The 25,398-nt window shown below is 40.6% G+C and carries 23 protein-coding genes and 1 other annotated feature; of the genes, 16 read left to right on the forward strand and 7 right to left on the reverse strand.

Going from position 1 to position 25,398, the window contains the following annotated elements; genetic code table 11:
• Positions 1 to 1,070 precede the first annotated feature (1,070 nt).
• The 5 genes from ACFO3P_RS04865 to ACFO3P_RS04885 all read left to right on the forward strand — a co-directional run bounded on the left by ACFO3P_RS04865 (position 1,071) and on the right by ACFO3P_RS04885 (position 4,628).
• The gene (locus ACFO3P_RS04865; RefSeq protein ID WP_193064805.1) at positions 1,071 to 1,271 is read left to right on the forward strand and encodes a helix-turn-helix transcriptional regulator; all 201 of its coding nucleotides are present in this window, start codon (positions 1,071 to 1,073) and stop codon (positions 1,269 to 1,271) included.
• Positions 1,255 to 1,812, forward strand: a complete 558-nt coding sequence (def, locus tag ACFO3P_RS04870) for a peptide deformylase (protein ID WP_193064804.1) — start codon at positions 1,255 to 1,257, stop codon at positions 1,810 to 1,812. Before ACFO3P_RS04865 ends, def begins: the two co-directional genes overlap by 17 nt.
• A 32-nt stretch (positions 1,813 to 1,844) precedes the next feature.
• The gene (locus ACFO3P_RS04875) at positions 1,845 to 2,783 is read left to right on the forward strand and encodes an aminoglycoside phosphotransferase family protein (RefSeq protein WP_193064803.1); all 939 of its coding nucleotides are present in this window, start codon (positions 1,845 to 1,847) and stop codon (positions 2,781 to 2,783) included.
• An 81-nt stretch (positions 2,784 to 2,864) separates the two neighbouring features.
• Entirely contained in the window at positions 2,865 to 3,932 is a 1,068-nt protein-coding gene (locus tag ACFO3P_RS04880) for an ABC transporter permease (RefSeq protein ID WP_042529192.1), read from the forward strand.
• 6 nt (positions 3,933 to 3,938) lie between these two features.
• On the forward strand, positions 3,939 to 4,628 hold the full coding sequence (locus ACFO3P_RS04885; RefSeq protein ID WP_042529194.1) for an ABC transporter ATP-binding protein: 690 nt from the start codon (positions 3,939 to 3,941) through the stop codon (positions 4,626 to 4,628).
• A 52-nt stretch (positions 4,629 to 4,680) separates the two neighbouring features.
• Here ACFO3P_RS04885 and ACFO3P_RS04890 read toward each other — a convergent pair whose 3' ends face one another.
• Genes ACFO3P_RS04890 through ACFO3P_RS04905 form a run of 4 tightly spaced genes read right to left on the reverse strand, consistent with a single transcriptional unit; the run spans position 4,681 to position 8,729 of the window.
• Positions 4,681 to 5,511: an energy-coupling factor transporter transmembrane component T family protein gene (locus ACFO3P_RS04890; protein ID WP_042529196.1), complete on the reverse strand. Its 831-nt coding sequence runs from the start codon at positions 5,509 to 5,511 to the stop codon at positions 4,681 to 4,683.
• Positions 5,502 to 7,217, reverse strand: coding sequence for an ABC transporter ATP-binding protein (locus ACFO3P_RS04895; RefSeq protein ID WP_289584464.1), 1,716 nt, complete (start codon positions 7,215 to 7,217; stop codon positions 5,502 to 5,504). The genes ACFO3P_RS04890 and ACFO3P_RS04895 overlap by 10 nt, the downstream gene beginning before the upstream one ends.
• 56 nt (positions 7,218 to 7,273) lie before the next feature.
• Positions 7,274 to 7,828, reverse strand: a complete 555-nt coding sequence (locus ACFO3P_RS04900) for an ECF-type riboflavin transporter substrate-binding protein (RefSeq protein ID WP_042529200.1) — start codon at positions 7,826 to 7,828, stop codon at positions 7,274 to 7,276.
• 49 nt (positions 7,829 to 7,877) lie between these two features.
• Complete coding sequence (locus tag ACFO3P_RS04905) at positions 7,878 to 8,729, reverse strand: SAM hydrolase/SAM-dependent halogenase family protein (protein ID WP_042529202.1); 852 nt, start codon at positions 8,727 to 8,729, stop codon at positions 7,878 to 7,880.
• A gap of 159 nt (positions 8,730 to 8,888) precedes the next feature.
• Positions 8,889 to 9,158: a binding site (T-box leader), on the reverse strand.
• A 416-nt stretch (positions 9,159 to 9,574) separates the two neighbouring features.
• On the opposite strand from ACFO3P_RS04905, the gene ACFO3P_RS04910 reads away from it, so the two are divergent.
• The 9 genes from ACFO3P_RS04910 (at position 9,575) to ACFO3P_RS04950 (ending at position 18,872) form a co-directional block, all read left to right on the forward strand.
• On the forward strand, positions 9,575 to 10,534 hold the full coding sequence (locus ACFO3P_RS04910; protein ID WP_042529204.1) for a PstS family phosphate ABC transporter substrate-binding protein: 960 nt from the start codon (positions 9,575 to 9,577) through the stop codon (positions 10,532 to 10,534).
• An 81-nt stretch (positions 10,535 to 10,615) separates the two neighbouring features.
• Positions 10,616 to 11,560 carry a phosphate ABC transporter permease subunit PstC gene (gene pstC, locus ACFO3P_RS04915; protein ID WP_193064798.1) on the forward strand — a complete coding sequence of 315 codons (945 nt, stop codon included), beginning with the start codon at positions 10,616 to 10,618 and terminating at the stop codon, positions 11,558 to 11,560.
• 1 nt (position 11,561) lies between these two features.
• On the forward strand, positions 11,562 to 12,452 hold the full coding sequence (gene pstA / locus ACFO3P_RS04920; RefSeq protein ID WP_042529208.1) for a phosphate ABC transporter permease PstA: 891 nt from the start codon (positions 11,562 to 11,564) through the stop codon (positions 12,450 to 12,452).
• A gap of 49 nt (positions 12,453 to 12,501) precedes the next feature.
• Positions 12,502 to 13,335, forward strand: coding sequence for a phosphate ABC transporter ATP-binding protein PstB (gene pstB / locus ACFO3P_RS04925; protein ID WP_042529210.1), 834 nt, complete (start codon positions 12,502 to 12,504; stop codon positions 13,333 to 13,335).
• 576 nt (positions 13,336 to 13,911) lie between these two features.
• Entirely contained in the window at positions 13,912 to 14,172 is a 261-nt protein-coding gene (locus ACFO3P_RS04930) for a hypothetical protein (RefSeq protein WP_042529212.1), read from the forward strand.
• A 92-nt stretch (positions 14,173 to 14,264) separates the two neighbouring features.
• The gene (locus tag ACFO3P_RS04935; RefSeq protein WP_042529214.1) at positions 14,265 to 14,912 is read left to right on the forward strand and encodes an SDR family oxidoreductase; all 648 of its coding nucleotides are present in this window, start codon (positions 14,265 to 14,267) and stop codon (positions 14,910 to 14,912) included.
• 332 nt (positions 14,913 to 15,244) lie between these two features.
• Entirely contained in the window at positions 15,245 to 16,498 is a 1,254-nt protein-coding gene (locus tag ACFO3P_RS04940) for an argininosuccinate synthase (RefSeq protein WP_193064796.1), read from the forward strand.
• Positions 16,495 to 17,886, forward strand: coding sequence for an argininosuccinate lyase (argH, locus tag ACFO3P_RS04945; RefSeq protein ID WP_042529218.1), 1,392 nt, complete (start codon positions 16,495 to 16,497; stop codon positions 17,884 to 17,886). Before ACFO3P_RS04940 ends, argH begins: the two co-directional genes overlap by 4 nt.
• A 119-nt stretch (positions 17,887 to 18,005) precedes the next feature.
• Positions 18,006 to 18,872 carry a Cof-type HAD-IIB family hydrolase gene (locus ACFO3P_RS04950; protein ID WP_042529220.1) on the forward strand — a complete coding sequence of 289 codons (867 nt, stop codon included), beginning with the start codon at positions 18,006 to 18,008 and terminating at the stop codon, positions 18,870 to 18,872.
• A 41-nt stretch (positions 18,873 to 18,913) separates the two neighbouring features.
• Here ACFO3P_RS04950 and ACFO3P_RS04955 read toward each other — a convergent pair whose 3' ends face one another.
• Complete coding sequence (locus ACFO3P_RS04955; protein WP_256705262.1) at positions 18,914 to 19,975, reverse strand: NAD(P)/FAD-dependent oxidoreductase; 1,062 nt, start codon at positions 19,973 to 19,975, stop codon at positions 18,914 to 18,916.
• A gap of 611 nt (positions 19,976 to 20,586) precedes the next feature.
• On the opposite strand from ACFO3P_RS04955, the gene ACFO3P_RS04960 reads away from it, so the two are divergent.
• A complete protein-coding gene (locus ACFO3P_RS04960; RefSeq protein ID WP_193064793.1) occupies positions 20,587 to 22,455 on the forward strand; it encodes an ATP-dependent DNA helicase in 1,869 nt (622 codons plus the stop codon).
• A gap of 58 nt (positions 22,456 to 22,513) precedes the next feature.
• On the opposite strand, the gene ACFO3P_RS04965 is transcribed toward ACFO3P_RS04960, so the two are convergent.
• Positions 22,514 to 23,143, reverse strand: coding sequence for an NUDIX hydrolase (locus ACFO3P_RS04965; protein ID WP_042529223.1), 630 nt, complete (start codon positions 23,141 to 23,143; stop codon positions 22,514 to 22,516).
• Positions 23,144 to 23,347: 204 nt separating this feature from the next.
• Between ACFO3P_RS04965 and ACFO3P_RS04970 the strand changes: the two genes are divergently transcribed.
• A complete protein-coding gene (locus tag ACFO3P_RS04970; protein WP_289584461.1) occupies positions 23,348 to 24,142 on the forward strand; it encodes a carbon-nitrogen family hydrolase in 795 nt (264 codons plus the stop codon).
• 90 nt (positions 24,143 to 24,232) lie between these two features.
• Here ACFO3P_RS04970 and ACFO3P_RS04975 read toward each other — a convergent pair whose 3' ends face one another.
• Positions 24,233 to 24,925, reverse strand: coding sequence for a universal stress protein (locus tag ACFO3P_RS04975; protein WP_289584460.1), 693 nt, complete (start codon positions 24,923 to 24,925; stop codon positions 24,233 to 24,235).
• Positions 24,926 to 25,398: the final 473 nt, after the last annotated feature.

Below are 25,398 nucleotides of genomic sequence, written 5' to 3' on the forward strand. Positions count from 1 at the left end.
ACCGGGCCGTTATTGGCTGTTGGTTCTCCTGCTTAGAATTTTCAGTTTCTCTCTATGCTTGAAGCGGGCATCATACAAAAGACCTTCGATGGGGCGAGTAATCGCAGCAACGGTTTTAATAGACCGAGTAATCGCAGGTCTCAATGATGTCAGGTTAATGCGACCGCTGCGGCGGACCGTTTTGCTTTCCGACGTACAGGACGTACTAGTGCAGACGTTGCAACAGGACGTTGCGGCCTTAGTCTGCCTAGGGGCACGCTCTTCAGCTAACTTTTGCCAAGAAGAGCACTTGGCAAAAGTGGATCTTCAGATGGTGCTGATCCCTCAGGAGTCAAAACGGTCCGCCTCCGCTAGTAGGATATTCTATACGTGAAAAAACAACTCACCAAATAGATGTTTAATCAGATAGAACATCTTTTTCATATAGAACATCTTTTTCATGCTGTATGGTAAAATGTTCCGTCAAGATTACTTTCTGAGCATAAATGCTATTCCCTGTATTTCATATTCATGCTGTCATGATTGGGTTGTTCAGACGAAAGTTGCTATTTCCTTCAGCTCATTAAAATCTTATTTCTTTCATTCGCTGTAGAATCCTATCAGAGCGCAGGCCAACCACGCAGACTCCTATGGGAACAGGGCGAGCTGAAGATCCACTTGAAAAGCGGTTTTCTTTTCAAGTTAGCTGAAGCCGTCCCCATGGAAAGCGAAGTGGTTGGCCGGAGCGGAGCTATGCACCATCATCAATTCCAAAAAGGCCGGATATTTCACCAAAATGCAAGCATGGTAATGAAGAACATGTTCATCTTGGAATAGCAAGAAATATTTGCTTATTCTTAGGTGCGAAAGTTGAGTATTTAAGAAAATTCATTAACCTGACAACATTGGTAATCGCAGTCCCAGTCCCAATCAGTTACATTGCAATAAAACAAAAAGTCACCCATAACCTTCTTATTTTAGTATGTACCAAAAGGGAGTGCGTATTTCAACCCGTCCAACTTTTTGGACATTTATAGGAATTCCATGCTACAATTTTGTCAAACGCTTTTGACAAAAAGGAGCTTAGTTTAGTGAAGAATAAGATTAAAAAATTAAGGAAGCAATCGAATATGACACAAGAAAAATTGTCTAAGCTTTGCGGTGTTTCCAGGCAAACCATTAACTGTGTGGAAAATGATAAATACGATCCGACGTTAGAACTGGCATTTAAAATATCCAGAGCGCTTGATAAAAATGTAGAAGAGGTGTTTATGTATGACAAAATTTCATAAAGACTACCGTGTAACGATGAAAGATATTAAAAAAGAGGGGGATTCTATTTTGAGAAAACAGTTAGACCCTGTATCTCTCCCTGTTTCGGAGGAAACGAAAACAGAGCTGGAATGCATGATGACGTATTTGAAAAACAGTCAGGATCCTGAGATAGCAAAGAAATATCAGCTGAGGCCGGGAGCAGGGCTTTCAGCAAATCAAGTCGGCATCAATAAAAGCATGTTTGTCATACGATATCAGACAGAAAAGGAGGAAACAATGGAATTAAAGCTGATTAACCCCAAATTGATCAGCCATGCTGCAAATATAATCTATCTTCCGGAAGGGGAAGGATGCCTGTCTGTAAACAGGGAAGTATCTGGACACGTGCCGCGTTATGAGAGAATAAAGGTGCTGGCCTTTGATACAGAGGGAGAGGAGCATACATATACCTTTAAGGGATATAGCTCTATCTTAGTACAGCATGAAATGGATCACCTGAATGGCATCATGTTTTTTGACCGGATTAATAAAGAACGGCCATTTTTGAATTTACAGTAGGATTCAAGCTTTTTAGGGAAGGGGGAATCGCAGTGAATCCGTTTACTGCAATATTACAGGAAGCGTATGGAGTCCATCCTGTTCACGTACAATCCAAACAGGGAGGATGGGCGTCCCTTGCCTTTGAAATAAAGGCGGAGGATGCTGCTTATTTTTTGAAGGTATATGAAAAGAGACGTGCTTCTACGCCAAAGTTGACCGCGTGGATTGACCAGTATGCTCCCATTGTGGAGTGGTTAGCATATAGCAGTGATTTAAAAGGAAAAATTCCTGTTCCGCTACAGACAAAGGAAGGGAAGTATCAATGTGAAGACACAGAAAATAGTTATTTGCTGTATCCTTTTATTGATGGGGAAACCATTGGTGAACAAGGCTTAACCAAGCAGCAGGTATCAGAATTTGCACATATAATAGCCGCACTCCACTCATTTGGGAAGGAAATCCCTTTTCCAACGAAAGCTCTGAAGGAGGACTTTGACGTGCCTTTTTTAGAAGAATTGGAAGAGGTCATTCATTTCAATGAAAAACATATCCCGGGGGAGCTACATGCCCTTTTTCGTGAAAATCGGGAAAAAATAGCTGCATGGATCAGCAGCATAAAAGAACTTTCAGAAAAGCTGAAATCTGCTTCCTTCGATATGGTCTTATGTCATACAGATTTGCATCATTGGAATTTGATGCAGGGGGAGAAGCTATTATTAATAGATTGGGAAGGACTGAAACTGGCTCCTCCTGAAGCAGATATGATGTTTCTGACAGAAAAGCCTTATTGGAAGCAGTTTATGGAAGTCTACCTTCAGCATCATGAAAGTTATCATATCAATCAAGATGCTCTTGCTTTTTACCAGTTAAGAAGAAGGCTGGAGGATATTTGGGAGTTTGCTGAGCAGTTATTATATGAAGAACCGGATGCGCAAGAAAAGGAGGAAATTATCGGTTATTTGAGGGAATTAACAGATGATACAAATTGACCGCTTGAGATGCCGGGTTAAACATTCTCTAAAAGGGGAATAAGAAAAGGTGTTTGTAATAAAATCAAGGGAAGTGAAGGAATGTTTTTAGCTTGGAATGAAATAAAGAACAACAAGCTGCGTTTCACCTTAGTTATAGGTGTGCTGGTACTTATTTCTTATCTTGTATTCTTTTTATCCGGTCTGGCCAATGGACTGGAGCAGCTTAATCGGGAGGCTGTTGATAAATGGGAAGCAGACGGTGTTATTCTAACAGAGGAATCCGATTTACGTCTGCAGCAATCCATCGTGTCTGCGGATGATTTTGACGGGGCCGGAGTGGATGAATATACCGAATTATCTCAGCTCAGCGCAATAGCGAGTCATGGGGATAAAAAAGAAAATGTATTTATCTTTGCTGTAGATGAAGCGTCCTTTATCATGCCAAATGTGACAGAAGGAAACGCATTCGCGGATGAGGGAGAAGTAATAGCGGATGATACATTAAAAGAAGACGGCTTTGAAATTGGTGATGAGATTTCCTTATCTTCCACAGAGGAGACGTTGGAAATCACTGGCTTTACGGATAAAGCCAGATTTAATGCAGCGCCAGTGCTGTTCACAGACTTAAATACGCTGGAAACATTGCAATATGGGGAAATGGCTGAAGGGGATAACGATGCAGTGAATGCCTTTGTTATTCGTACAGATAACTTAGACAGTGTGGAAGCAGATGAAGCATTGCAGGTGGTTGATACAGAAACGTTTATAGAGAATCTGCCTGGTTATACAGAGCAGAACTTGACGCTGACATTAATGATATACTTCCTGTTTGTTATTTCAGCTGTGGTCCTGGCGATTTTTCTCTACGTGCTTACTATTCAGAAGATAAGTATTTTCGGGGTGATGAAGGCTCAGGGAATATCCTCCCAATACTTGGCCGGCTCTGTTGTAGCGCAGACATTTTTACTTTCTTTAGCTGGGGTGATGATTGGGCTGGTTCTTGCTGTAGTTACAGGATTATTCCTGCCGGCAGCTGTACCGGTAGCCTTTAATTACATTGAAATGCTGGTCTATGGAATGATTCTGATTGCCGTATCCGTCATTGGAGCATTTATTTCTGTACAGACCATTGTGCGAATTGACCCATTACGGGCGATAGGAGGTTAAGGGAATATGGCTATTTTAGAATTGAAAAAGGTGCAGAAAACCTTTGGATCTGGCAGAACAAAAGTAGAAGCAATGAAAGAAACGAATTTTGAGGCGCAACAAGGCGAATTAGTTGCAGTTATTGGCCCCTCTGGTTCCGGAAAAAGTACGTTTTTAAGTATCGCCGGAGGGCTGCAGACACCCACAGCGGGAGAAGTCAGGATGAACGGCACAGCTTTGACTGATTTAAAGGAAAAAAAGCGTGCAGCGTTAAGGCTGAAAGAAGTCGGCTTTGTTTTGCAGGCATCGAATCTGGTTCCTTATTTAAACGTTGGACAGCAGATGCAGCTGCTGGATAAGGTAAAGAAAGGGAATATGTCTAAAGCAGAATCCGAAGCGCTCTATCAGTCGTTAGGCATTGATCATTTGCTTTGCAGCTTCCCAAAAGACTTATCTGGCGGAGAGAGGCAGCGGGTAGCGATTGCTAAAGCACTCTATACCAACCCAAGTCTTATTTTAGCAGATGAACCGACGGCGTCACTTGACTCTGACCGTGCATTTGAAGTGATGCGTATGTTAAAAGAAATTACAGAAGAAAAGCAAACAGCAACAATCGTTGTAACACATGATACCCGACTGATTGAGGATTGTGATAAAGTCTATCAAATGACAGATGGGAACATGGAATTACAGGAAAAAGAACGTTATACGGTATGACAAAAAGGATGTGATTTCCATTCACTGGAACATCGCATCCTTTTTCATTCTGTTACAAAAATGGATTATAAAACCTGCTGCCATCATGAAAGGTGATTATCAACGATACGGTCAAAATGACTGCTCCAACAGCTATCGTGATATAATCTGCCCGTTTAAAAGGCTTGATGCTGTACCAGGTTCTTTTTTTATTTTTCCCAAATCCTCTTAACTCCATAGCGTTACTGATTACTTCAATTCTGTCCAAACTGGATAGGATTAAAGGAAGAATAATAGCTCCTGCATTTTTGATCCGCTTAGCTAATTTTTCATTTTTTGATAAATCAATCCCGCGGGCCTGCTGAGCTTGGGCAATAGTACGGAAGTCCCGTTGGATATCTGGAATATACCGGAGTGCCAAAGAGACAGAATAAGCGATTTTATAATTGATTCCAATCCGGTGGAGAGAAGCAGCGAATTCACTCGGATGGGTAGTGACGATAAATAGTAACGCAGCCGGAATAACGACAAAATATTTTAATGTAATATTAAATTGATAAAAGATTTGCTCCAGTGTCATATTATAACGCCCGGCTATTTCAAAAAGTACATGATTGGTACCATAGATCCGGACACCTTCCTGAGGTGAAAACAGGTAAATAGCGATATTATTCAACAGTAAAAAAATTAAAATAAAGATTAATACAAAGGCGATGTCCCGGATATGAACCTTTGAAACAATGAATATGGTCATGCTTATAATGAATAAAAATAATAGAATCCTTGTATCATAAGTGAGCATTGCAGCGGAGGACCACATGATAAAAATAATCAATTTAGTGCCCCCTGATAATCGATGGACAGGGGATTCCTTTTCGATATAAGATAACATTTCTACGGCCATGCTTTGCGTACCTCCCTGTCGAAGGCAATAAACCTGGATACAAACTCGACCGGTTCCTCAATACCGGTAAGAACTGCTAAATCAAATAAGGACGTTTCTTTTAAATTAGCTTCCGCCACAATCGCTTCATTGGTTAAGATATTTATAGGTGAATCATCTGCAGTTACTTTGCCATCTGCTATGACAATCGCCCTTTGCGTATATTCCAGCATTAAATGCATGTCATGTGTAATCATCATAATGGTAATACCTTGGGCGTTTAAATCTGCCAGGAATTCCATCATCTCCGTATAGTGATAGAAATCCTGCCCGGCAGTAGGCTCGTCCAGAATAATTATTTCTGGCTTCAGCACTAAAATAGAAGCGATGGTTACCCTCTTTTTCTGCCCAAAGCTTAACGCGGAGATCGGCCAATTTCGAAAAGGATACAGACCGCATATTTTTAATGTGTTTTCTACCCTCTCTCTTATTTCTTCTTCGGAATAAGTTCCCTTCATAACAAGGCCTAAGGCTACTTCGTCATAAATCATATGCTTTGAGATCATTTGATTTGGATTTTGCATCACCATGCCGATCCGTTCAGCACGCTGATAGATAGTGTCTCCGGTAATATCCTTTTCGTGATAGATGATTTTTCCTTGGTTATTTTTTTCAAATCCGCAAATTAATTTGGATAAAGTTGATTTACCTGCACCATTTTTACCGACAATGCTTACCATTTCTCCCTTATCAATGGAAAAGGATACCTTTTTAATGTTATTTTCCTTGCCACTATATGTGAAGGAGACGTCCTCCAGCTGCAAAACAGGATGTGTCAGCGTTCTCTTTTTTGCGGGCGGAGATTGCTCAAACCAATGTAAAAGCTTGTCTTTGAATGCCTCTGTTTGCAATGTATTCAAGTGTGCTAAGCCATGCTGCGGAGTGAGGAGACAACCCGCGTATTTTAATGCTTTGATGTATAAGGGCTCTCGAATGTTATTTCTCTGTAACACATCGGAGGTAAGCAATACATTGGGAGAGGAATCATTTACAATGTCTCCGTCATTAACAACGATAATTCTGTCCACATTCCGGTATAATACATCCTCTAAACGATGCTCAATGATAACGACCGTCGTATTTGTCTCCTTTTGAATCTGATCAATTAAATCTATGGCATGTCTCCCTGTAGCAGGGTCCAAATTGGCCAATGGTTCATCAAAAAGGAGAATATCTACGTCATCCACCATGACTCCAGCGAGAGAGACCCGCTGCTTTTGTCCGCCGGAAAGAGCATGGATAGAAGCATCTAAGTATTCATCCATATCTACAAGGCGTGAGACATCGGCTACCCTTTTCATCATGGTGTCATGCGGAGTAACATTATTTTCTAAAGAGAAAGCAATATCCTCGCCGACAGATAAGCCGATAAATTGTCCGTCAGGATCCTGCAATACCGTGCCAACCATTTTGGATAACGAAAAGATATCGAGCTCTTTTGTTTCCTGTCCTTGGATTTTCAAGCTTCCTGTCATCTCCCCTTTATACGAGAAAGGCACCAGCCCATTGAGGCAATGAGCTAGTGTGCTTTTTCCAGAACCAGAAGGGCCTGCAATTAATATTTTTTCTCCTTGATGAATGGTTAAATCAATATTTTTTAACGTAGGTTCCTGTTGGCTTCGATATTTAAATGTAACATTTTCAAACTGGATAATAGGCTGTTTCATGTTTATCTCCCTTAAAGTATCTGCTGTTCTCAGAAATCAGATAACGGCAACAGATACTATTCTTTGGTAAGACTCCCGCTTTGACTTTTGGTTTTTGTATAAGATGCGATTAGAATCGTACCAAGAATGCCGGTGGTTATAATATTGGCAATACCGGCGAAAGCGCCTTGTACAAATACTTTATTTGCAGGCTCTGCATAAATCAATATGTCTAAAGCTGGAGCAATCAAGAACCAGCCTATCGCTTGTACACCTGCTTGTACCACATTGAACTGAATGATTTGTCTGGAGGCAAATATTCCTGACTCTATATCGATTTTTCTAGTGAATAAGCCGATAAAAAAGCCGATAAATACCGATACAAACACCCAGCTCCACCAAATAGAACCATAAAATACGGCATCCTTTAAGGCGTGGCCGATTAAACCAATCAGTCCTCCGGCAATAGGGCCAAAAACGACGCTCATTAAAGCTAAAAAGGCATATGCGGTTTCAATGGTTGTATTTGGTATCCCGGTTGGAATGGCTGCAAAGCGCCCTAAAATAACAAATACTGCTGAACCAATTCCAATTGCTACAATTGTTTTAATAGATAACCCATTTCTCTTCAATTCCCAATTCCCCCTTTAAATGATATGTTCTTATTTTATTAAATACCAATCAGCTTATTTTCGGTGCTTTGCGAATAATAATTTGCCAATGGGGCCCAGTTTCTACGTGATACGCATTGGCAAAGGAGCCCTGGTTAATCGCAACGCCTAAATTATCCAACGAATTCACATACAGCAAAGGCTCTCCGAGGCGAATTTCGGCAAAGGAATGCCGGTATGTCATGATATTTTTATATACCTGCTGGCGGTTATTGGCGATAGTGACTTCGAAAGCATCTCCGTGAGCCACATTAATTTCTTGAAACAACTCTCTGCTGATGTTGGTCCATAGATTGCCGAAGCGAATATCTAATATATCAATATTACCGTAGACGATATCTTCTTCTATATAAGCTTCCGGTTTTGTTAATTCAACAATATCGTTTACATCAACAGGGGCTCCGACTTCTTCAAAGGTAATGGTATTTGATGCTAATCTTGCTCCTGTATAGGCATAAACGTCACGTCCATGAAACGTATAGGATTCCCCTGAGCGAGGTAAACGGTTTGTTTTCTCATCGATGATTCTGGCTTCCTTAATGCCGATGTCCTTTTTAATATGGGTAAGTGTTCCATTATCCGGCGTCACAATATATTGGTTATTCACCGTTTTAACGACGACGCTCAGCCTTGCAGTACCAACTCCTGGATCAACTACAGAGATAAAAACTGTTTCCTCTGGCCAATATGGTAACGTTTGATAGAGGCGATAGGAGCCTTCCCAAATATTATATTGCGGGATATCGTGTGTCAGGTCGAATACCCGGAGCTTGGAATCTACAGAAAGTGCTACCCCATACATGGCACTGACTGCTCCGTCGCTAAGACCAAAATCTGTTTGAATGACTAAATTTCTTCCCATTTTAAATTCCTCCTTAATAATATGTGCTCAAAAATTCGATAAAAATTCGCTGTGTCATTTTTGCTGGACTTTTGAAACTCCTCTTTGTGTTGCTTGCATTTTCGTCGATGAGCAGTTGGTTTTTAAGGAATTAAAAAACCACGCCCATATCGAATAAACGATAAGGACGTGGTTGGAATATACGTGGTACCACCTTATTTTACTGTATGCTCACACATACAGCCTCATCAAGTACGAAAGCAAGAAGCTTTGATACTGTGGTATTGATAACGAGTACCAAATCTCGTCGGAACCTACTCATATCGATCGATATTTTCAGCACGAAGCTCAGAGGCCATTGTTCAGATTCGTATTTTTACTTCTTTTCAGCTGCCGAAGTTCTCTGTGAAAAAATAGTTGAATCTTACTTTTCCTCTTCCACGCTTTTCATAAATAACCTATGCGAATTAATGTCATTATAAATAATCGAAATATAAAAAGCAAGTATTTTTAGAAAAATGATAAAAGTCGAAATAACAGGTCTGGCTTGTGAAAGGAATCATCTATTTCGGCAGTTTTCAAATTTGAATGCTAAATAGATCATCTGTGCATAGAATAAGATAGAGAAGGAAATGATTCTTTTCTTAATGAAATAGGACAAGCTTGAGAAGGGGAAACCACTCGGCGGATTATCTTGTTTTTCCAAAGTACCGCAATCATAGCCCTCTTAAAGTAAAAAACTTAAATTTACATACTCTTTACATTAACAGCAAACTATATTAATAATTCTTCTCTATACTTCAAAGTGAGGACAGAGGAGAAATGTCCAGTAACTATTATGCAGATAAATTTAAGGGGGCACTTTAATGAGCTTTAGACGGTTTACTTTATTCTTTTTTGTTTCTATTTTAATTTTCTTGGCAGCATGCGGTTCAGGCGATGCAGATAGTGCAAGTGATTCTGAATCTGGCAGCAGTGAAGAATTATCAGGTAATGTAGCAATTGATGGTTCAGGTACGGTGTACCCATTAATGGCGAGATTAGCTGAAGATTATATGATAAATGAGCAGCAGGGCGTTTCAGTAGAGGTTAGCCGTGCCGGGACAAGCGCAGGTTTTGAAAAATTCTTAGTGGAAAATGGAACGGACTTCAATGATGCTTCCCGGGAAATAAAAGAGGAAGAACAGGCAAAAGCAGATGAATTAGGCATGGAAGTGCAAGAATTGAAGGTTGCATTAGACGGTTTAACGATTGTGACGCATCCAGATAATGATTGGGCGACAGAGTTAACACCAGAGCAGGTACAAGGAATTTTCCTTGGTGAATATACGAAGTGGTCAGATATTGATGACTCTTGGCCAAATGAAGACATTCAAACGTACGGTCCAAATGAAAATCATGGAACATATGAATTCTTTTACGAAGAGATTTTAGAAGAACAAGATTTAGTAGGTGGAATTGATCTTCAACAAGATTACTCGACATTAGTGACATTGGTTTCAGAAGATAAGAACGCTATTGGATTCTTTGGATTTGGATATTATCAAAGTAATCAAGATGCGATCAACGCTGTATCTATTGACTTTGGTGACGGAGCGGTTGAACCATCTCTAGATACGATTGCAGAGGACGGACCTTATGCAGACTATACACGTCCAGTATTTACGTACCTGAATGTAAATCAAGCACAGGAAAAACCGGAAGTGCTTGACTATGCAAAATACGTTTTAGAAAATACAAATAATGTAGCTGGCGAGACAGGCTTTGCACCGATTCCAGATGAAGAAATCCAGTCACAGCTGGAAGAGTTAGAAGGAATCGAATAAGACAAGAAGACGGATGAGCGGTGTGTAAAAACACCTCTCATCTTCCTCTTATTTTAAGAAATGGAAGGTGGCTCTAGCATCATGGCTGCAAATAATAAGAACCGCATGTCGGTTAGTAAAATGATTGAACAACAAAAACAGAAGCGCAAATTTTTTAATCAATTAGAACGGTTCATACCAATTCTATTATTAATTATTGCTTCGATATCGGTTCTTACCACAGTTGGGATAATTTATACGCTGTTTGCTGAATCGGTTGCGTTTTTTCGGAATGTCCCAATTCTTGATTTTCTTACAGGGACTGTGTTAAAACCGTTAAGCCAAAATCCTGAATTTGGATTACTGCCGTTGTTAAACGGAACCATTATCTCAACAGTGATAGCAATGCTGGTAGCGGGGCCAATCGGGATGATGTCGGCAATCTATTTAAGTGAATACGCGCCTGATCATGTTCGGAGAGTGCTGAAGCCGTTATTAGAGATTTTAGCCGGCGTACCGACAATTGTTTATGGATTTTTCGCCTTTACATTTGTAACGCCTTTACTAAGAATGATTTTTCCATCTATTGAAGCAACCAATATTCTTAGCCCGGGAATCATTATGGGCGTCATGATTATTCCGATGATTGCTTCGTTATCAGAAGATGCCATGTCTTCTGTTCCAAACTCGATGAGAGAAGGAGCGCTAGCACTTGGCTCAACAAAACTTGAGACAACATTTAAAGTAGTTATTCCAGCAGCACTGTCAGGGATTATTGCTTCCTTTGTGCTTGGTATTTCCCGGGCAATAGGGGAAACGATGATTGTAGCTATTGCCAGTGGAAGCTCCAAGAATTTCTCGTTTGATATTACTGGGTCGATGCAGACGATGACTGCTTATATTGTAGAGGTAGCAGGCGGGGAAGCGGCAGCAGGAACGACTATTTATTATAGTCTTTATGCCGTTGCATTAACCTTATTTGTTTTTACGTTAATGATGAATCTGTTAGCAAAATATATTTCACGTAAGTTTAGAGAGGAGTACTAAGATGGCTACGAGATATATGGATGCAGTGCTTGTTGAGAAACGTATGTCATCCCGTGTACGAAAAAATACTGGCTTTAAAGGTCTGTTCTTTGCCTCCACATTATTCGGTCTGATTGTGCTGGCTGTATTGCTCGTTCGTATTTTTACGCAGGGAATCGAATATATCAATATCGATTTTCTGATGAATCACCTATCCACAGACGCAAGCAGAGCAGGGATTATGGGAGCTATTTTAGGAACAGCGTGGCTGATGGTGGTAGTTATTCCGGTAACTATGATTATCGGGGTAGGAACAGCCATTTATCTGGAGCTTTATGCAAAGAAGGGCAAGCTTCAGTCCTTTATTGCAACAAATATTTCTAACTTAGCAGGCGTCCCGTCGATTGTGTATGGATTGTTAGGTCTGACGTTATTTGTCCGTACTCTCGAATTTGGCAATGTTATCTTAGCAGGCGGATTAACCTTAGCATTGCTTGTACTTCCGATTGTTATTGTGGCAGCACAGGAAGCACTGCGGGCAGTGCCGGGACAGCTTAGTGAAGCATCCTACGGCATGGGAGCAACAAAATGGCAGACAGTGCGCCGTATTATTTTACCAGCGGCATTACCTGGTATTTTAACGGGAGCAATTTTAGCATTATCACGCGCAATTGGAGAAACAGCTCCGTTAACTGTTCTTGGTATACCTGCATTGTTAATCCCGTTTCCGTCCGGTGTTTTTGATACATTTACGGCATTGCCGATGCAAGTTTATTATTGGACGATTGATTCCTCCCTTGTAGCAGAATATGCAAATCTGGCAGCAGCAACGATTATCGTGTTATTGATTTTACTGTTCTTACTAAACTCTATCGCTATTTTGATTCGGAATAAGTTTCAGCAGCGCTACTAATGGGAGATTACGGAATTAAATTGGTTAAATAAAGAGAGGAGATTATTCTATGAGTACGGTAATGGAGAAACAAATTAATTTAAAGCTTGTAAGAAACCCCAATGAAAGATATGAACCGGAAGTGCCAAAAGAGGTCGTTTATGATACAAAAGGGTTAAACCTATGGTACGGGGAAACACATGCTTTAAAAAATATAAATATGGATATCAAAGAAAAAGAAGTGACAGCGATTATCGGCCCCTCTGGCTGTGGGAAATCGACGTATTTGAAAACATTGAACCGGATGGTGGAACTGGTTCCCATTGTGAAAACATCCGGTCAGATAACGTATAAAGGGAAAAATATTTTAGATAAATCCTTTCGTGTAGAGGATTTGCGTACACAGGTCGGAATGGTTTTTCAAAAAGCAAATCCGTTTCCGAAATCAATCTATGAAAATATTGCTTATGGACCTAAAATCCACGGCATTAAAAATAAGAAGGTCCTTGATGAAATTGTGGAGAACAGTCTGCGCGGCGCATTTATCTGGGATGAGTTAAAGGACCGTCTGGGTGATAATGCATACGGGTTATCGGGCGGACAGCAGCAGCGTTTATGTATTGCCCGCTGTTTGGCAGTGGAACCCAACGTGATTTTAATGGATGAGCCGACCTCGGCGCTGGATCCAAAATCAACCTTGCGCATCGAGGAGCTTGTACAGGAATTGAAGAAAGATTACGCAATTGTTATCGTAACGCATAACATGCAGCAGGCAGCCCGTATTTCTGATAAGACGGCATTTTTCTTAAATGGGGAAATCATTGAATATGATAAAACTGACCACATTTTCAATAACCCGACAGATCAGCGTACAGGGGACTATATTTCTGGACGATTTGGATAAGTGAATAAGACATCGTTAGAGAATGGCTTTCCGGGTCATTCTTTTTATTTTAGAATTTGAGTTTAGTGTTAAGTGACAGTGTTTTTTTATGATAGAAGCATATCGGATTTTTATCGCCAGACTTGAATTAAGAAATAAATTGATAAATGATTTTAAATGCGGGCGGTACAAGAATAACCAAAGCTACAAACAGATGGACATACCTTCTGTTCGTGAAACTGGTATAGGTGAATAACAATAAAATGATAAAAACAGTTAAAGCCAATAGATTGATGGAATATATCCAAATGGTTGAGTAGAACACATGTAAAATAGATATGAAAAAGTAAATAAATGCGCTTGCAATAAAAATTTTTTTAGCGGAAGACACCGTTACCATCCCCTGTTGCTAGAGTTAATTTCATATATAACCATTCTTCCCTTCATACAAAAGAGAAAACCTGATTCTTTGGTTTTGTAAGCACCGCCTATAATCTGTAGATGTTTATTTCTCCGCTCAAAAAGGTAAAGAATAGTAGCATAGAAAAGCCTTTTTAGACGATGAGTAATCATGAGCTAAAGGGGGTTTTTATAAAAATGGATTCTATTACAAGAGGAATGTACATTACTTGGATCGTTTTTATTGTTCTTGCATTCTCCAGTTTAATGATTAATTTTAACTCTGATGGAGAAACATCTCTTATTGTGCCCCTAATCGTATTCATAGGTTTAGCTATTCTAGGATTGATAGAAGGAATCATGAAAATAAATCAAAATAAAAAGCGATACGGAGCAATCGAAATAATGTTAGCCATTCTTCTCTTTATAGTAATTATGATAGCCATAATAACTTCCTAACCTTAATAAAATTCAAAGTACAAATCCGTGTTTGGATATTTTATACAAGGGAACATGATAATATAAAGAATGATTAAAAGGAGTTGTGAGAAATGAAGGTATTTGTCATTGGAGCGAACGGACAGATTGGAAAGCATCTGGTGAACCAGCTGCATGCAAATGAACAGCATGAGGTGACAGCCATGGTTCGCAAAGAAGGACAGAAAAAAGAATTAGAAGATAGAGGTATTCCTGCTGTTCTAGCGGATTTAGAAGGTAGTATTTCAGATTTAGAAAGTGCTATCAAAGATGTAGATGCAGTGGTATTTACAGCTGGCTCCGGCGGAAAGACCGGCCCGGATAAAACATTGCTCATTGATTTAGACGGTGCAGTAAAATCGATTGAAGCTGCGAAAAAAGCCAATGTGAACCGATTTGTGATGGTGAGTGCATTCCAGGCGAATAACCGGGACAGCTGGGCAGACAGTCCAATTAAGCCATATATGGTGGCAAAACATTTTGCGGATGAAACATTGGTACAAAGCGGACTTGATTATACCATCGTCCGCCCAGGCGGATTACAGAATGAACCAGGTACAGGAAAAGTTCTGGCAGGAGAAAATTTGGAGCGGGGCAGCATTCCGCGTGAAGATGTAGCAGCCGTCATTGTGGAAGCACTTGAAGCTGAAAATACGTATCAAAAAGGCTTTGATTTAATTACTGGAGTAGACTCTATTCATGATGCGGTAGGGAAAATATAGAATAAAGCTGTAGCTTTCGGGAATTTCCCGGATGGTTTTCCGTAACAGCGTGGAAAAAAGGCGTTCTTTTCTAGAAAGAGCGTCTTTTTTGTGTGAAAAAAATATACATAATCATTTCCACACAAAAGGATACTTTTTCTATACAAACGCTCATTTATCCCATTATTTATGTTACCAGAAACGAATAAAAAACCTAGAAATTACGTGTCTTGACTGGATAAAAGCGGAATTCCTCAAAAAAATAAAAAAATTTTAAAATACCTCTTGCATTATTATACATAATGATGCATAATAATTCGATAACAGCACATTTACGAGAGGGGATTTTTTAAGTGGCAAAAGACAAGATCGTTTTAGCTTATTCTGGAGGATTAGATACATCTGTAGCGGTGAAATGGTTACAGGATAAATATAATTATGATGTGATTGCAGTAGCGTTGGATGTTGGGGAAGGAAAAGACTTGGACTTCGTGAAGCAAAAAGCATTGGACGTAGGTGCTATCAAATCATATGTGATTGATGCGAAAAAGCTTTATTCAGAGGAATATGTATTGCCGGCATTGAAGGCCAACTTGCTTTATGAAGGGAAATATCCATTAATTTCGGCATTATCGCGCCCATTGATCGCAAAAATATTGGTGGATATCGCTGAAGAAGAAGGTGCAGTGGCTGTAGCGCATGGCTGTACTGGAAAAGGAAATGACCAGGTTCGTTTTGACGTTGCCTTTACAGCGCTAAACCCTGAATTAAAGATTGTTGCGCCAGTTCGTGAATGGGCAATGTCGAGAGAGGAAGAAATTGAATATGCATTAGAGCATAATATTCCGGTTCCAATTAAAAAGGACAGTCCATACAGTATTGACCAGAATCTATGGGGAAGAAGTAATGAATGCGGCATTTTAGAGGATCCATGGGCAGAAGCGCCAAAGGATGCATATGATTTAACCCAAGAACCAGAGGATGCACCAGATGAAGCGCAAACGGTGCAGATTACGTTTGAACAAGGGAAGCCGGTCTCATTAGACGGTCAAAAACTGGATTTAGATGAATTGATTCTAACACTAAATGAAATTGCCGGTAAACATGGTGTTGGCAGAATCGACCATGTGGAGAATCGTTTAGTAGGTATCAAATCAAGAGAAATTTATGAAGCTCCGGCAGCAATGACGTTGATTAATGCACATCAGGAATTGGAAGCATTAACTTTACCTCGTGAAGTAGCGGAATTTAAACCGGTAGTAGAGCAGAAGCTGTCACAGGCAGTTTATTACGGCTTATGGTATTCCCCGTTGACAGAAGCCTTGCAGGCCTTTATTGAGAAGACACAGGAGCATGTTTCTGGTACAGTAAAAGTGAAGCTGTACAAAGGGCATGCACAAGTTGTCGGAAGAGAATCTGCAAATTCCTTATATGACTTTGACTTAGCAACCTATAACAAAGCTGATGCTTTTGACCATGATGCAGCACTAGGATTTATTAAGCTATGGGGACTGCCGACGCAGGTACATGCCTCTGTCAACGGCCCTCAAGGAAATAAATCGATTGAGAAAGTAAAACTAGAGGTAAAGGAAGCTGTTAATCCGTGAAATTATGGGGTGGAAGATTTACAAAACCAACGAATGAACTAGTCGACGAGTATACCTCGTCGATTCGTTTTGACCAGAAGTTAGCGAAATATGATGTGAAAGGCAGTCTGGCTCACGTTGCAATGCTGAAGAAATGCGATATTATACCGGCAGAGGACGCAGAGCAGATTACCGAAGGATTGAAAAAGGTTCTGTCCAAAATTGAGGCTGGAGAAGCTGAATTATCAGAAGCAGATGAAGATATCCATATGAATGTCGAGAGACTGCTGATTGAAGAAATTGGTCCAGTAGGAGGAAAGCTTCATACTGGGCGCAGCAGAAACGATCAGGTAGCGTTGGATATGCGGCTGTATGCAAGAGAAGCGGTATCTGAGCTGATTGTGCTCGTGAAATCAGTTCAGCAGGCGCTTATCGGGCAGGCGAAGGCAAACATTGATGTCATTATGCCGGGATATACGCACCTGCAGCGTGCGCAGCCGGTTTTATTTGCCCATCATATGATGGCATACGTATTTATGTTTCAGCGTGATGTGGAGCGTCTGGAGGACAGCTTGAAGCGTGTGAATAAATCGCCATTAGGTGCAGGGGCACTGGCAGGCACAACTTTTCCGATTGATCGTGCTTTTGTAGCAGAGCAGCTTGATTTTGACGGAATTTGTGAAAATAGCCTGGATGCTGTCAGTGATCGTGATTTTGTGGTCGAATTCCTGTCCAATGGCTCGTTGATCGGTACGCATTTATCACGTCTTTGTGAAGAACTCGTGCAGTGGTCCAGTGCCGAATTTAATTTTGTCGAGCTGGATGATTCGTATACAACGGGAAGCAGCATGATGCCGCAAAAGAAAAATCCAGATGTGGCAGAGCTTGTCCGCGGCAAGACAGGTCGTCTTTACGGCAATCTGATTGGAATGCTGACGACGTTAAAAGGCTTGCCTCTCGCATATAATAAAGACATGCAGGAGGACAAAGAGGGGATGTTTGATTCCCATGAAACGCTGAAGGGCGCTTTACAGCTCTTTGCCGGAATGATTGCATCCATGGAAGTAAATAAAGAAAGCATGTATAAGGCGGTTTCGAATGATTATTCCAACGCGACGGATCTGGCTGATTATTTGGTGAATAAGGGACTCACCTTCCGTGAATCGCATGCGGTTGTTGGCCAGGTGGTTTTAAACTGTATTCAAGCCAGCAAGTATCTGCTGGATTTGAGCTTAGCGGAATTCAAACAATATTCCGATGTGGTGGAAGAAGATATATTTGAAGCGCTGAAGCCGGAGACAGTGGTTAATGCAAGAGCTGCTGCAGGCGGAACAGCCAAAAACAGTGTATTAGACCAAATTGAAAAGGCAGAGCAATTATTGGAATCATCTGATGTAAATAAGGTATAGTATATACGAGAAGTAAAATGATTGGAGCCCATAGAGTCAGCAGATGGGTTCCTTTATTTTACGCAAAAAAAATACAATAGATTCAAGTTTTTCTAATGTCGTAAAGGCGGTAATGTATTATGAAATTAATTGCATCAGATATGGATGGAACCTTGCTTAATGAAAATGGCGTAATCAGTGAAGCGAATGCACAAGCAGTAAAAAAAGCAATGGATAAAGGCGTGGAATTTATTGCTGCAACAGGCAGGTCCTATCAGGCAGCGAATACGCCGCTTCAAGCTGCCGGGATTAATTGTCCCATTATCAGCTTGAATGGCGCAGTAACCTATCAGGAAAATGGAAAAGTAATCAATAGTATTCCAATGGATAAACAGGCAGCTGCACGTATTGTCGATGAATGCAGCAAACTGGGGATGTATGTAGAATTATTTACAGATAAAGGCGTCCTTTCTGAAAGCCGGGAACACTTTTTAGATATCCTCATGGATATCCTGCACACAACTCATCCGAATATATCTGAGAGGGAAATGCGTGAAATGGTAGAGCAGCGGTTTCAATTAGAAGAGGTTTCTTTTATTGAAAATCTGCAGTTAGCAGTGAAGGATGAGGATACGGAAGTTTATAAAATCCTTTCTTTTGCTTTTGAGGAGAGTCAGCTGGAGGGCGCAAAAAGAAAGCTTCGTGATGAGACAGGGGCTGTAATTACATCTTCCGGAGAGACGAATCTGGAATTTAATCATCCTAAAGCCCAAAAAGGATTAGCCATTCAAAAGTATATAGAAGACAGCGGCTGGTCTATGCAGGATGTGATGTCAATCGGAGATAATTGGAATGATGCAAGCATGTTAGAAATGGCTGGCCGCGGAGTCGCGATGGGTAATGCTGCAGATAAAATTAAGCAGTTATGCCAATACGAGACGGTGACAAATGAGCAGGATGGTGTTGCCAAAGCCATTGAAGAGATGCTGGCGGAGTTTAATAAATAGAAAAATGCCGGGCTGTTTTACCTTGCCCGGCATTTTTTTATTTAATGGCGTTTACTTAACCATAATACGCCTGATTTTGCGAGTCTTGGCAATAAGCCTGTCATTGGCTTCTTGGCCATATTTCCAAAACCATCTGACTTGCCTAAGGAGCCCAAGGTTCCTTTAAGTTTAATAGGTTTTGGTTTTTTCGGCTGTTTTTCATTTAAAATAGCAAGCAGAATTTCTGCAATTTGTTCTCCCTGCAGGCCGGCCAGCTGTGCACTTGGCGAGTGTTCACTGGATGCGCAATCTCCCAGCACATACACAGATGGATCCTCAGGAACCTGATAAAAATCATTGACAACGACTTTTCCGTGATTATCCTTGCTGTATGGAAGTTCACGTACAAGCCAATTCGGCTGTACACCTGCTGTCCAGATGGTCACATCATTTAAATAACAAACGCCATTATTGCAAACGCCGTCTTGTTCTACATATTCTACCGTTGAATTATGTATCACATCGACATTGTTTTCTGTCAGCCATTTTTGTACATAGGATTGAATTTTGCTGTCCAGTGGTTTTAATACCGTATTACCGCGGTCAAGCAGACGGATGTTTAAGTCTGGCCGGCTTTCCCGGATTTCTGAAGCCACCTCAATCCCGCTTAATCCTGCACCGATAACAGATACTTTTCCATAAGCTTTCAAATTTCCTATTGCCACTCCTGCTTTTCTGGCTTTTGCAAAGGTTTGAACGCTTTCTGTGAATTCTGCTGCCCCCGGGATTCCATGGTAATTGTCTTCACAGCCTAAGCCGATAATTAAATAATCATAAGGAACAATGGAATCTTCATCTTGAATAATAATTTGTTTATTTTCCGTATCGATTTTTATGATTTCCCGAAAAATATAGTTCACCCGGGAATCAGCTGGAAAATCAACACGAACATCATGATCGGCTGAAGTTCCTGCAGCAATCGCATAGAACTCTGTTTTTAGCGAGCGAAATGGATTACGGTCGATAACAGTGATATGTATATCATCGGCTAATGTTTGGCTGAGAAGGCCGAGCAGCGTCTTGATACCGCCGTATCCACCTCCAACAAGAACAACTCTTTTCATTGTGTACACCCCTTATTTAAATTGTGAAGAAATATAAAACGAAACGTCATTCGGCGGGAGTTTTTACGGGTGATTCTCTGCAGGAAATGAAATGTTCCGACAGAATGGTACGGTGATGACGCGCCCCCATCAAAATGATGCGATAAATCACTCCAACAAAACGCAGATAGTAACACAAGGGTATGCACCCGGGGATATGACCGAGCAGCCGCTTCCCTAAAAACTCCTAAAGCAATCGAAGTTATACTGCCAGATAAACGGTAGTAAAATATGAATGCATTTTCATTTAAAAATAACCGCGTTCAGCTCCAAATGTTCTCCACTTTCGACATTTTGAAACAATCTCTCTTTCGTTTACTAGCGTAACAAATTATGAAGGCGATGTCATTAAGATTGAGGCAGCAGTTTGCAATTGAGAAAAGGATAATTTATTCAAAAAAATTAAATTATTTCGCCCGGAATGAATAGCTTGCTAGAGTTTTAGAAATAATGGTACGATTAAGAGTGCTTTTTATTCAATAAGTTTAACCAATCATTCTATGGGAGGGAAATATAACTCCCGTTGAATGAAGTTTCGTTTTCATAGATATAGAAAAGAAAAGGAGTTGCCTATGGCAGGAATGAATTCAATCCCATTTACTGTAGCAAAAAATGAGCATTTTTTTGATCGCCTGGGAGATTATATCGGCGATGTTTTTTATGATATTTTACCAGAACAAGGCTTTGAGCTGCGTGATGAACAGATTTATATGGCGTTTCAGCTGGAACAGGCTTTTAAGCATAAAAAGACCATTTTTGCAGAAGCAGGAGTTGGTACGGGGAAGACAATCGTGTATCTCTTATATGCCATTTGTTATGCCCGCTATCAGAGAAAGCCTGTGATTATTTCCTGTGCGGATGAAACATTGATTGAGCAGCTGGTCAAAGAGGGCGGAGATATTGATAAGCTGGAAAAAGCGCTGGGCTTAGAGGTAGACGTCCGTTTGGCAAAAGCACGCGAAAACTATTTGTGCATGAAGAAGCTGGATCCGTTGTCCGAATATACAGAGGATGAAGAAATTCTTGATGTACATGACTCTGTTCCGGACTTTGTGTTCGATCAAGGTGTCTCGATGCAGTCTTTTTATCCTTATGGAGACAGGAAAGATTATCCATGGCTTTCGGATAAGCAATGGGAACAGATTGGCTGGGACCCGTTGAAGCAGTGTGCGACTTGTGATTTTAGACATCGCAGTGCGCAGACATTGCATCGTGATTATTACCGCCATGCAAAAGATTTGATTATCTGCTCGCATGATTTTTATATGGAGCATGTCTGGACGAAAGAATCAAGAATCAGGGAAGGGCAGCTGCCATTGCTTCCGGAAGCCAGTGCGGTTGTTTTTGATGAAGGGCATTTATTAGAGTTTTCAGCCCAAAAAGGATTGACCTACCGCTTCAACTATCAGAATATCACCAATGTCTTAACTGGCTATCAAGGGCAGGATGTGCGGGAAGAATCACTGCAATTAGCCGAAGATATCATGGCGCTGCATGATGACTGGTTTGATTATATTTCAGAAATAGCTGTGCGTGTAGAAGGCTCCAATCGACTTGAAATTCCAACAGATACGAAAATGCGTGAAATGGCAGTTCAATTAGAGAAGATGGTTCAAGAGCTGTTAGAACAGCTAGTTTTTGATGCGGAATTGTTCACCATGGATGCATACCATACAAAAATTATTGAAGAGTACTTGGAATTTTTCACGTATGGTTTATCAATTTTCTTAAAGGATGATGAGGGAGTTTACTGGTTGGAAGAGGACGGCGACCAAAGCAGTCTGGTTATCATGCCGAGACTGGTAGAGGAGGTGCTTCGGGAAGAAGTATTTCAGAAAAACATTCCATTTATTTTCTCCTCAGCAACACTCTCTCAAAATGGAGATTTTTCATATATTGCGAAGAGTCTGGGGGTGGATGCATATGACTTCTTTTCTGTTGAATCCCCATTTGATTATGAGGAAGTCCGTACCATAAAAGAACATGGGTATTCGGAGGAAGCAGAAAAATACCTCGGGATTGCCACCCAGCTTCAGGAGAATGAAGGGCACAGTCTCATTTTATTCCGCTCGGAAGAAGAGATGCAGGCATTCCGGAAATGGGCAGAAACGCAAGACTGGTCCTTTGATTTCTTGTTTGAAGGGGATAAGGAAATCAGCGAAATTGTCCGCGAATTCCAGTTTAATAAGTCCTCTGTTCTCTGTGCGTATCATTTATGGGAAGGGCTCGATGTGCCGGGAGAGGCACTGACACAAGTCATCATTGCTTCCCTGCCATATCCGCCAGATGATCCTGTGTTTAAAGCAAAACGCAAACATGCAAAGAACGCGTATGATGAAATTGACTTGCCCTATATGGAACTTCGGTTAAAACAGGGCATCGGCCGTTTGATTCGTACAGAGCAGGATAAAGGAATCGTTCATATTTGGAAAAAAGCTTAGCTGTTCTATCAGCATTTTATTTGTTTTTAAAAGGGCCGTTGATACGAGAAACCCCGTATCAACGGTCCTTTTTCGTATCAATTAAGCTTATAAAATGATTCAAAACCTTCGCAGTCAGCCCCCAGATGGTATTGTCGTCATATTGGTAGAAAAGCTCCTCCATCGTCCTGATATGCCATTCATAGTCCTCTCCGCCGACAATCAAATGGTATGGGAAATTATCCTCGGGCTTTATTTCTAAATGTACTTTATATTTTTTTGGTTCATTTTCTAAAAAGAAGGAAAGCGGAACGGTGAAAATATGATCCACTTCATCCGGGCTGGGCTGGATATTTTCTATACTCTTCAGCCTTCCGATAAAAGGATATATAATTCTTCCTAAGTCATTCACTACATAATCAAGCGGAATCGGATCGGAAATATCCTGTTCTGAAATACCAAGCTCTTCCGTCGTTTCCCGTATAGCGGTGTGGGAAGGATGCTTGTCATCCTGGTCTGCACGGCCTCCGGGAAAACAAACATCTCCAGGCTGGCTTCTTAGGTTTTTGGACCGGACTTCAAAAAGGATATGGGTTTCTCCATTTAATTCAACCAAAGGAATTAAAACAGAAGACCGTTTAAAGTATTTGTGGCCCATTAATGCCGGAGTGCGATCCCTTAAATGATTCAGAATATTTTCTATCTGCATGCGTATCCTCCCTTTTCATCATTCGTGTCATATATTAATTCTAGTATGCTTTTGGATTACTGTCATGTATATCGATTAACATGACAGATTATGTGTGTAAGTTGACACGTATTCGTAGAGATAGGATGATAATTATATAGAGAACGTTCAAATAGTTATCGCTTTTGATAGAATAAGAATAAATAAGAGAAGGGTGCGTATGCAATGAAACATGCTATTTATCAAATGGATATTGTTCCCGGCGATCCGGAGAGCAATCGCAGAAGTGTGAAAGCGTGGCTGGAAAATCAGGTTAAGGAGGATAAACCTGATATCGTTGTTCTTCCGGAAATGTGGACGACAGCCTATACGTTGGACCAATTAGATCAAATCGCTGATTTGGATGGAGAGCCTACGAGGAGCTTTTTGAAGGAGCTGGCAAAAACGTATCAGGTGCATATTATTGGCGGATCATTTGCGAATAAAGTAGAGGATGCAATCTATAATACAGCGCTTGTTGTTAATAACGAGGGGAAAGAGGTCTATACGTATGATAAAATCCATCTCGTCCCGATGCTGAATGAACCGGCATATTTAACAGGCGGAAGAAAACAGGCGCGTGTATTTGAGTTAGATGGAATCAAAATGGGGCTGATTATCTGCTATGACCTTCGTTTCCCTGAGTTAGCAAGGGAGTTGGCTCTGGCTGGAGCAGAAGTGATTTATATTGTTGCAGAATGGCCATCCGCCCGCAAGGATCATTGGAAGGCGCTTCAGCTGGCGCGGGCGATTGAAAATCAATGTTATATTATATCCAGTAATCGGATAGGAGCGTATGACGGTGTCGAATTCTGTGGAATGTCGCTGATTGTTGACCCATGGGGAACGATTATTCAGGAAGGGTCCGAAGATCAGGAAGAAACACTGGTCGAGACGATTGCAGCTTCGAATGTGGACCGGATACGTGAGGAAGTCCCTGTCTTTAGAAGCAGAGTGCCGGAAATGTATCAAGGCTGGTAATATAAAAAAGACTCCTTTGTCAGTGCGTCCCTTGAAAAACCGGAAGATAACCGGTTTTCAAGGGATAATCACCGTCGCAGGGAGTCTTTTTTAATGAATTGATTTATCAATATTAGGCGGTTCTTTTAATTCACCTGTACAAACATTTTCTGTGATATGCACTTGGGAAGTCTTCCCTTTGTTGTTTACGAATTTGAATACACCGTTATTAAAGTCCGTACCAATTTCCTTGTAGAAGATTCCCTCGTACAGATTATGCTTGGAACGAGTGAACTTCAGACGATATTGTCCGGGCACTTCGCCGTCTTCCTGAATAAATGCACGTACGCCTTTTTCGTAAATCGTATCATCCGTACTTTTTAATGTACGATCCACAGAAACAATGTGAAGGTCGATAAAAGAAATCTCACGAAGAAGCACGTTGACAAAAGACCCTTTTGTAATCTCTTCCCAACGGTTTTGTGCGCTTTGCCCAATAATAATTTGTGTAATATTGTACGTATGTGCTACGTCTTTAATTGCTTTTACAGAACGTTTCTCTTTGTCACGTATAATAAATTCCTCTACGTCTAATTCCTCGCACAATTCCTTCCAATGTTCAACAAAGCCAGATTTATCTGCATCAAATTCATCATAAGGAAGGGCATCTACTGTTAAAACATATAGCGGGCAATCCATCATTTGTGCTAATTTATGACCGCGGCGGATTAGACGTTCTCCATTAGGACCATAATAAACACATACTAAAATACTTTCATCCATACGACCTCTGATTTTTTTCATCGCTTCTACGCACCTTTCTTTAATAGTCATTTACTTTTTCTTTCGTTTTTAAAACATCTATATATATCCGAATAGGAGCAGAATGGTTTTACTTTTAATTTAACCTGTCAGAAGAAGGTTTAATCCCTTTTGTAACAGGTTTTTGAAGGAAGTCATATCCTTTAAACCGTATCATTTTAACATGTATTTTTAGATTCGTATAGTACTAGATGAAAAATATTTATTCTATATTGATTTTTTCACTGTAAAGTCCTTTATACAGGTATTTCTTAGAAGTTGCAAGTAAATTTAATAATGACGTCTTCGCTGCTGAAGAGAGATAGGAAAATACCCCAAAATGAAATTTTATAGGGGTGTCACAACGTCATGCATGCAAATAAGGATAAATTCTTGTATAATATCTATGTGTGATTATGAAGACGTCATGTTTAGTGTGTGTTCCAATAAGCTTTGTAAAAATGCCCGAACGACAA

The sequence above is a fragment of the Oceanobacillus aidingensis genome, assembly GCF_042654105.1.
Lineage (GTDB): Bacteria > Bacillota > Bacilli > Bacillales > Amphibacillaceae > Oceanobacillus > Oceanobacillus oncorhynchi.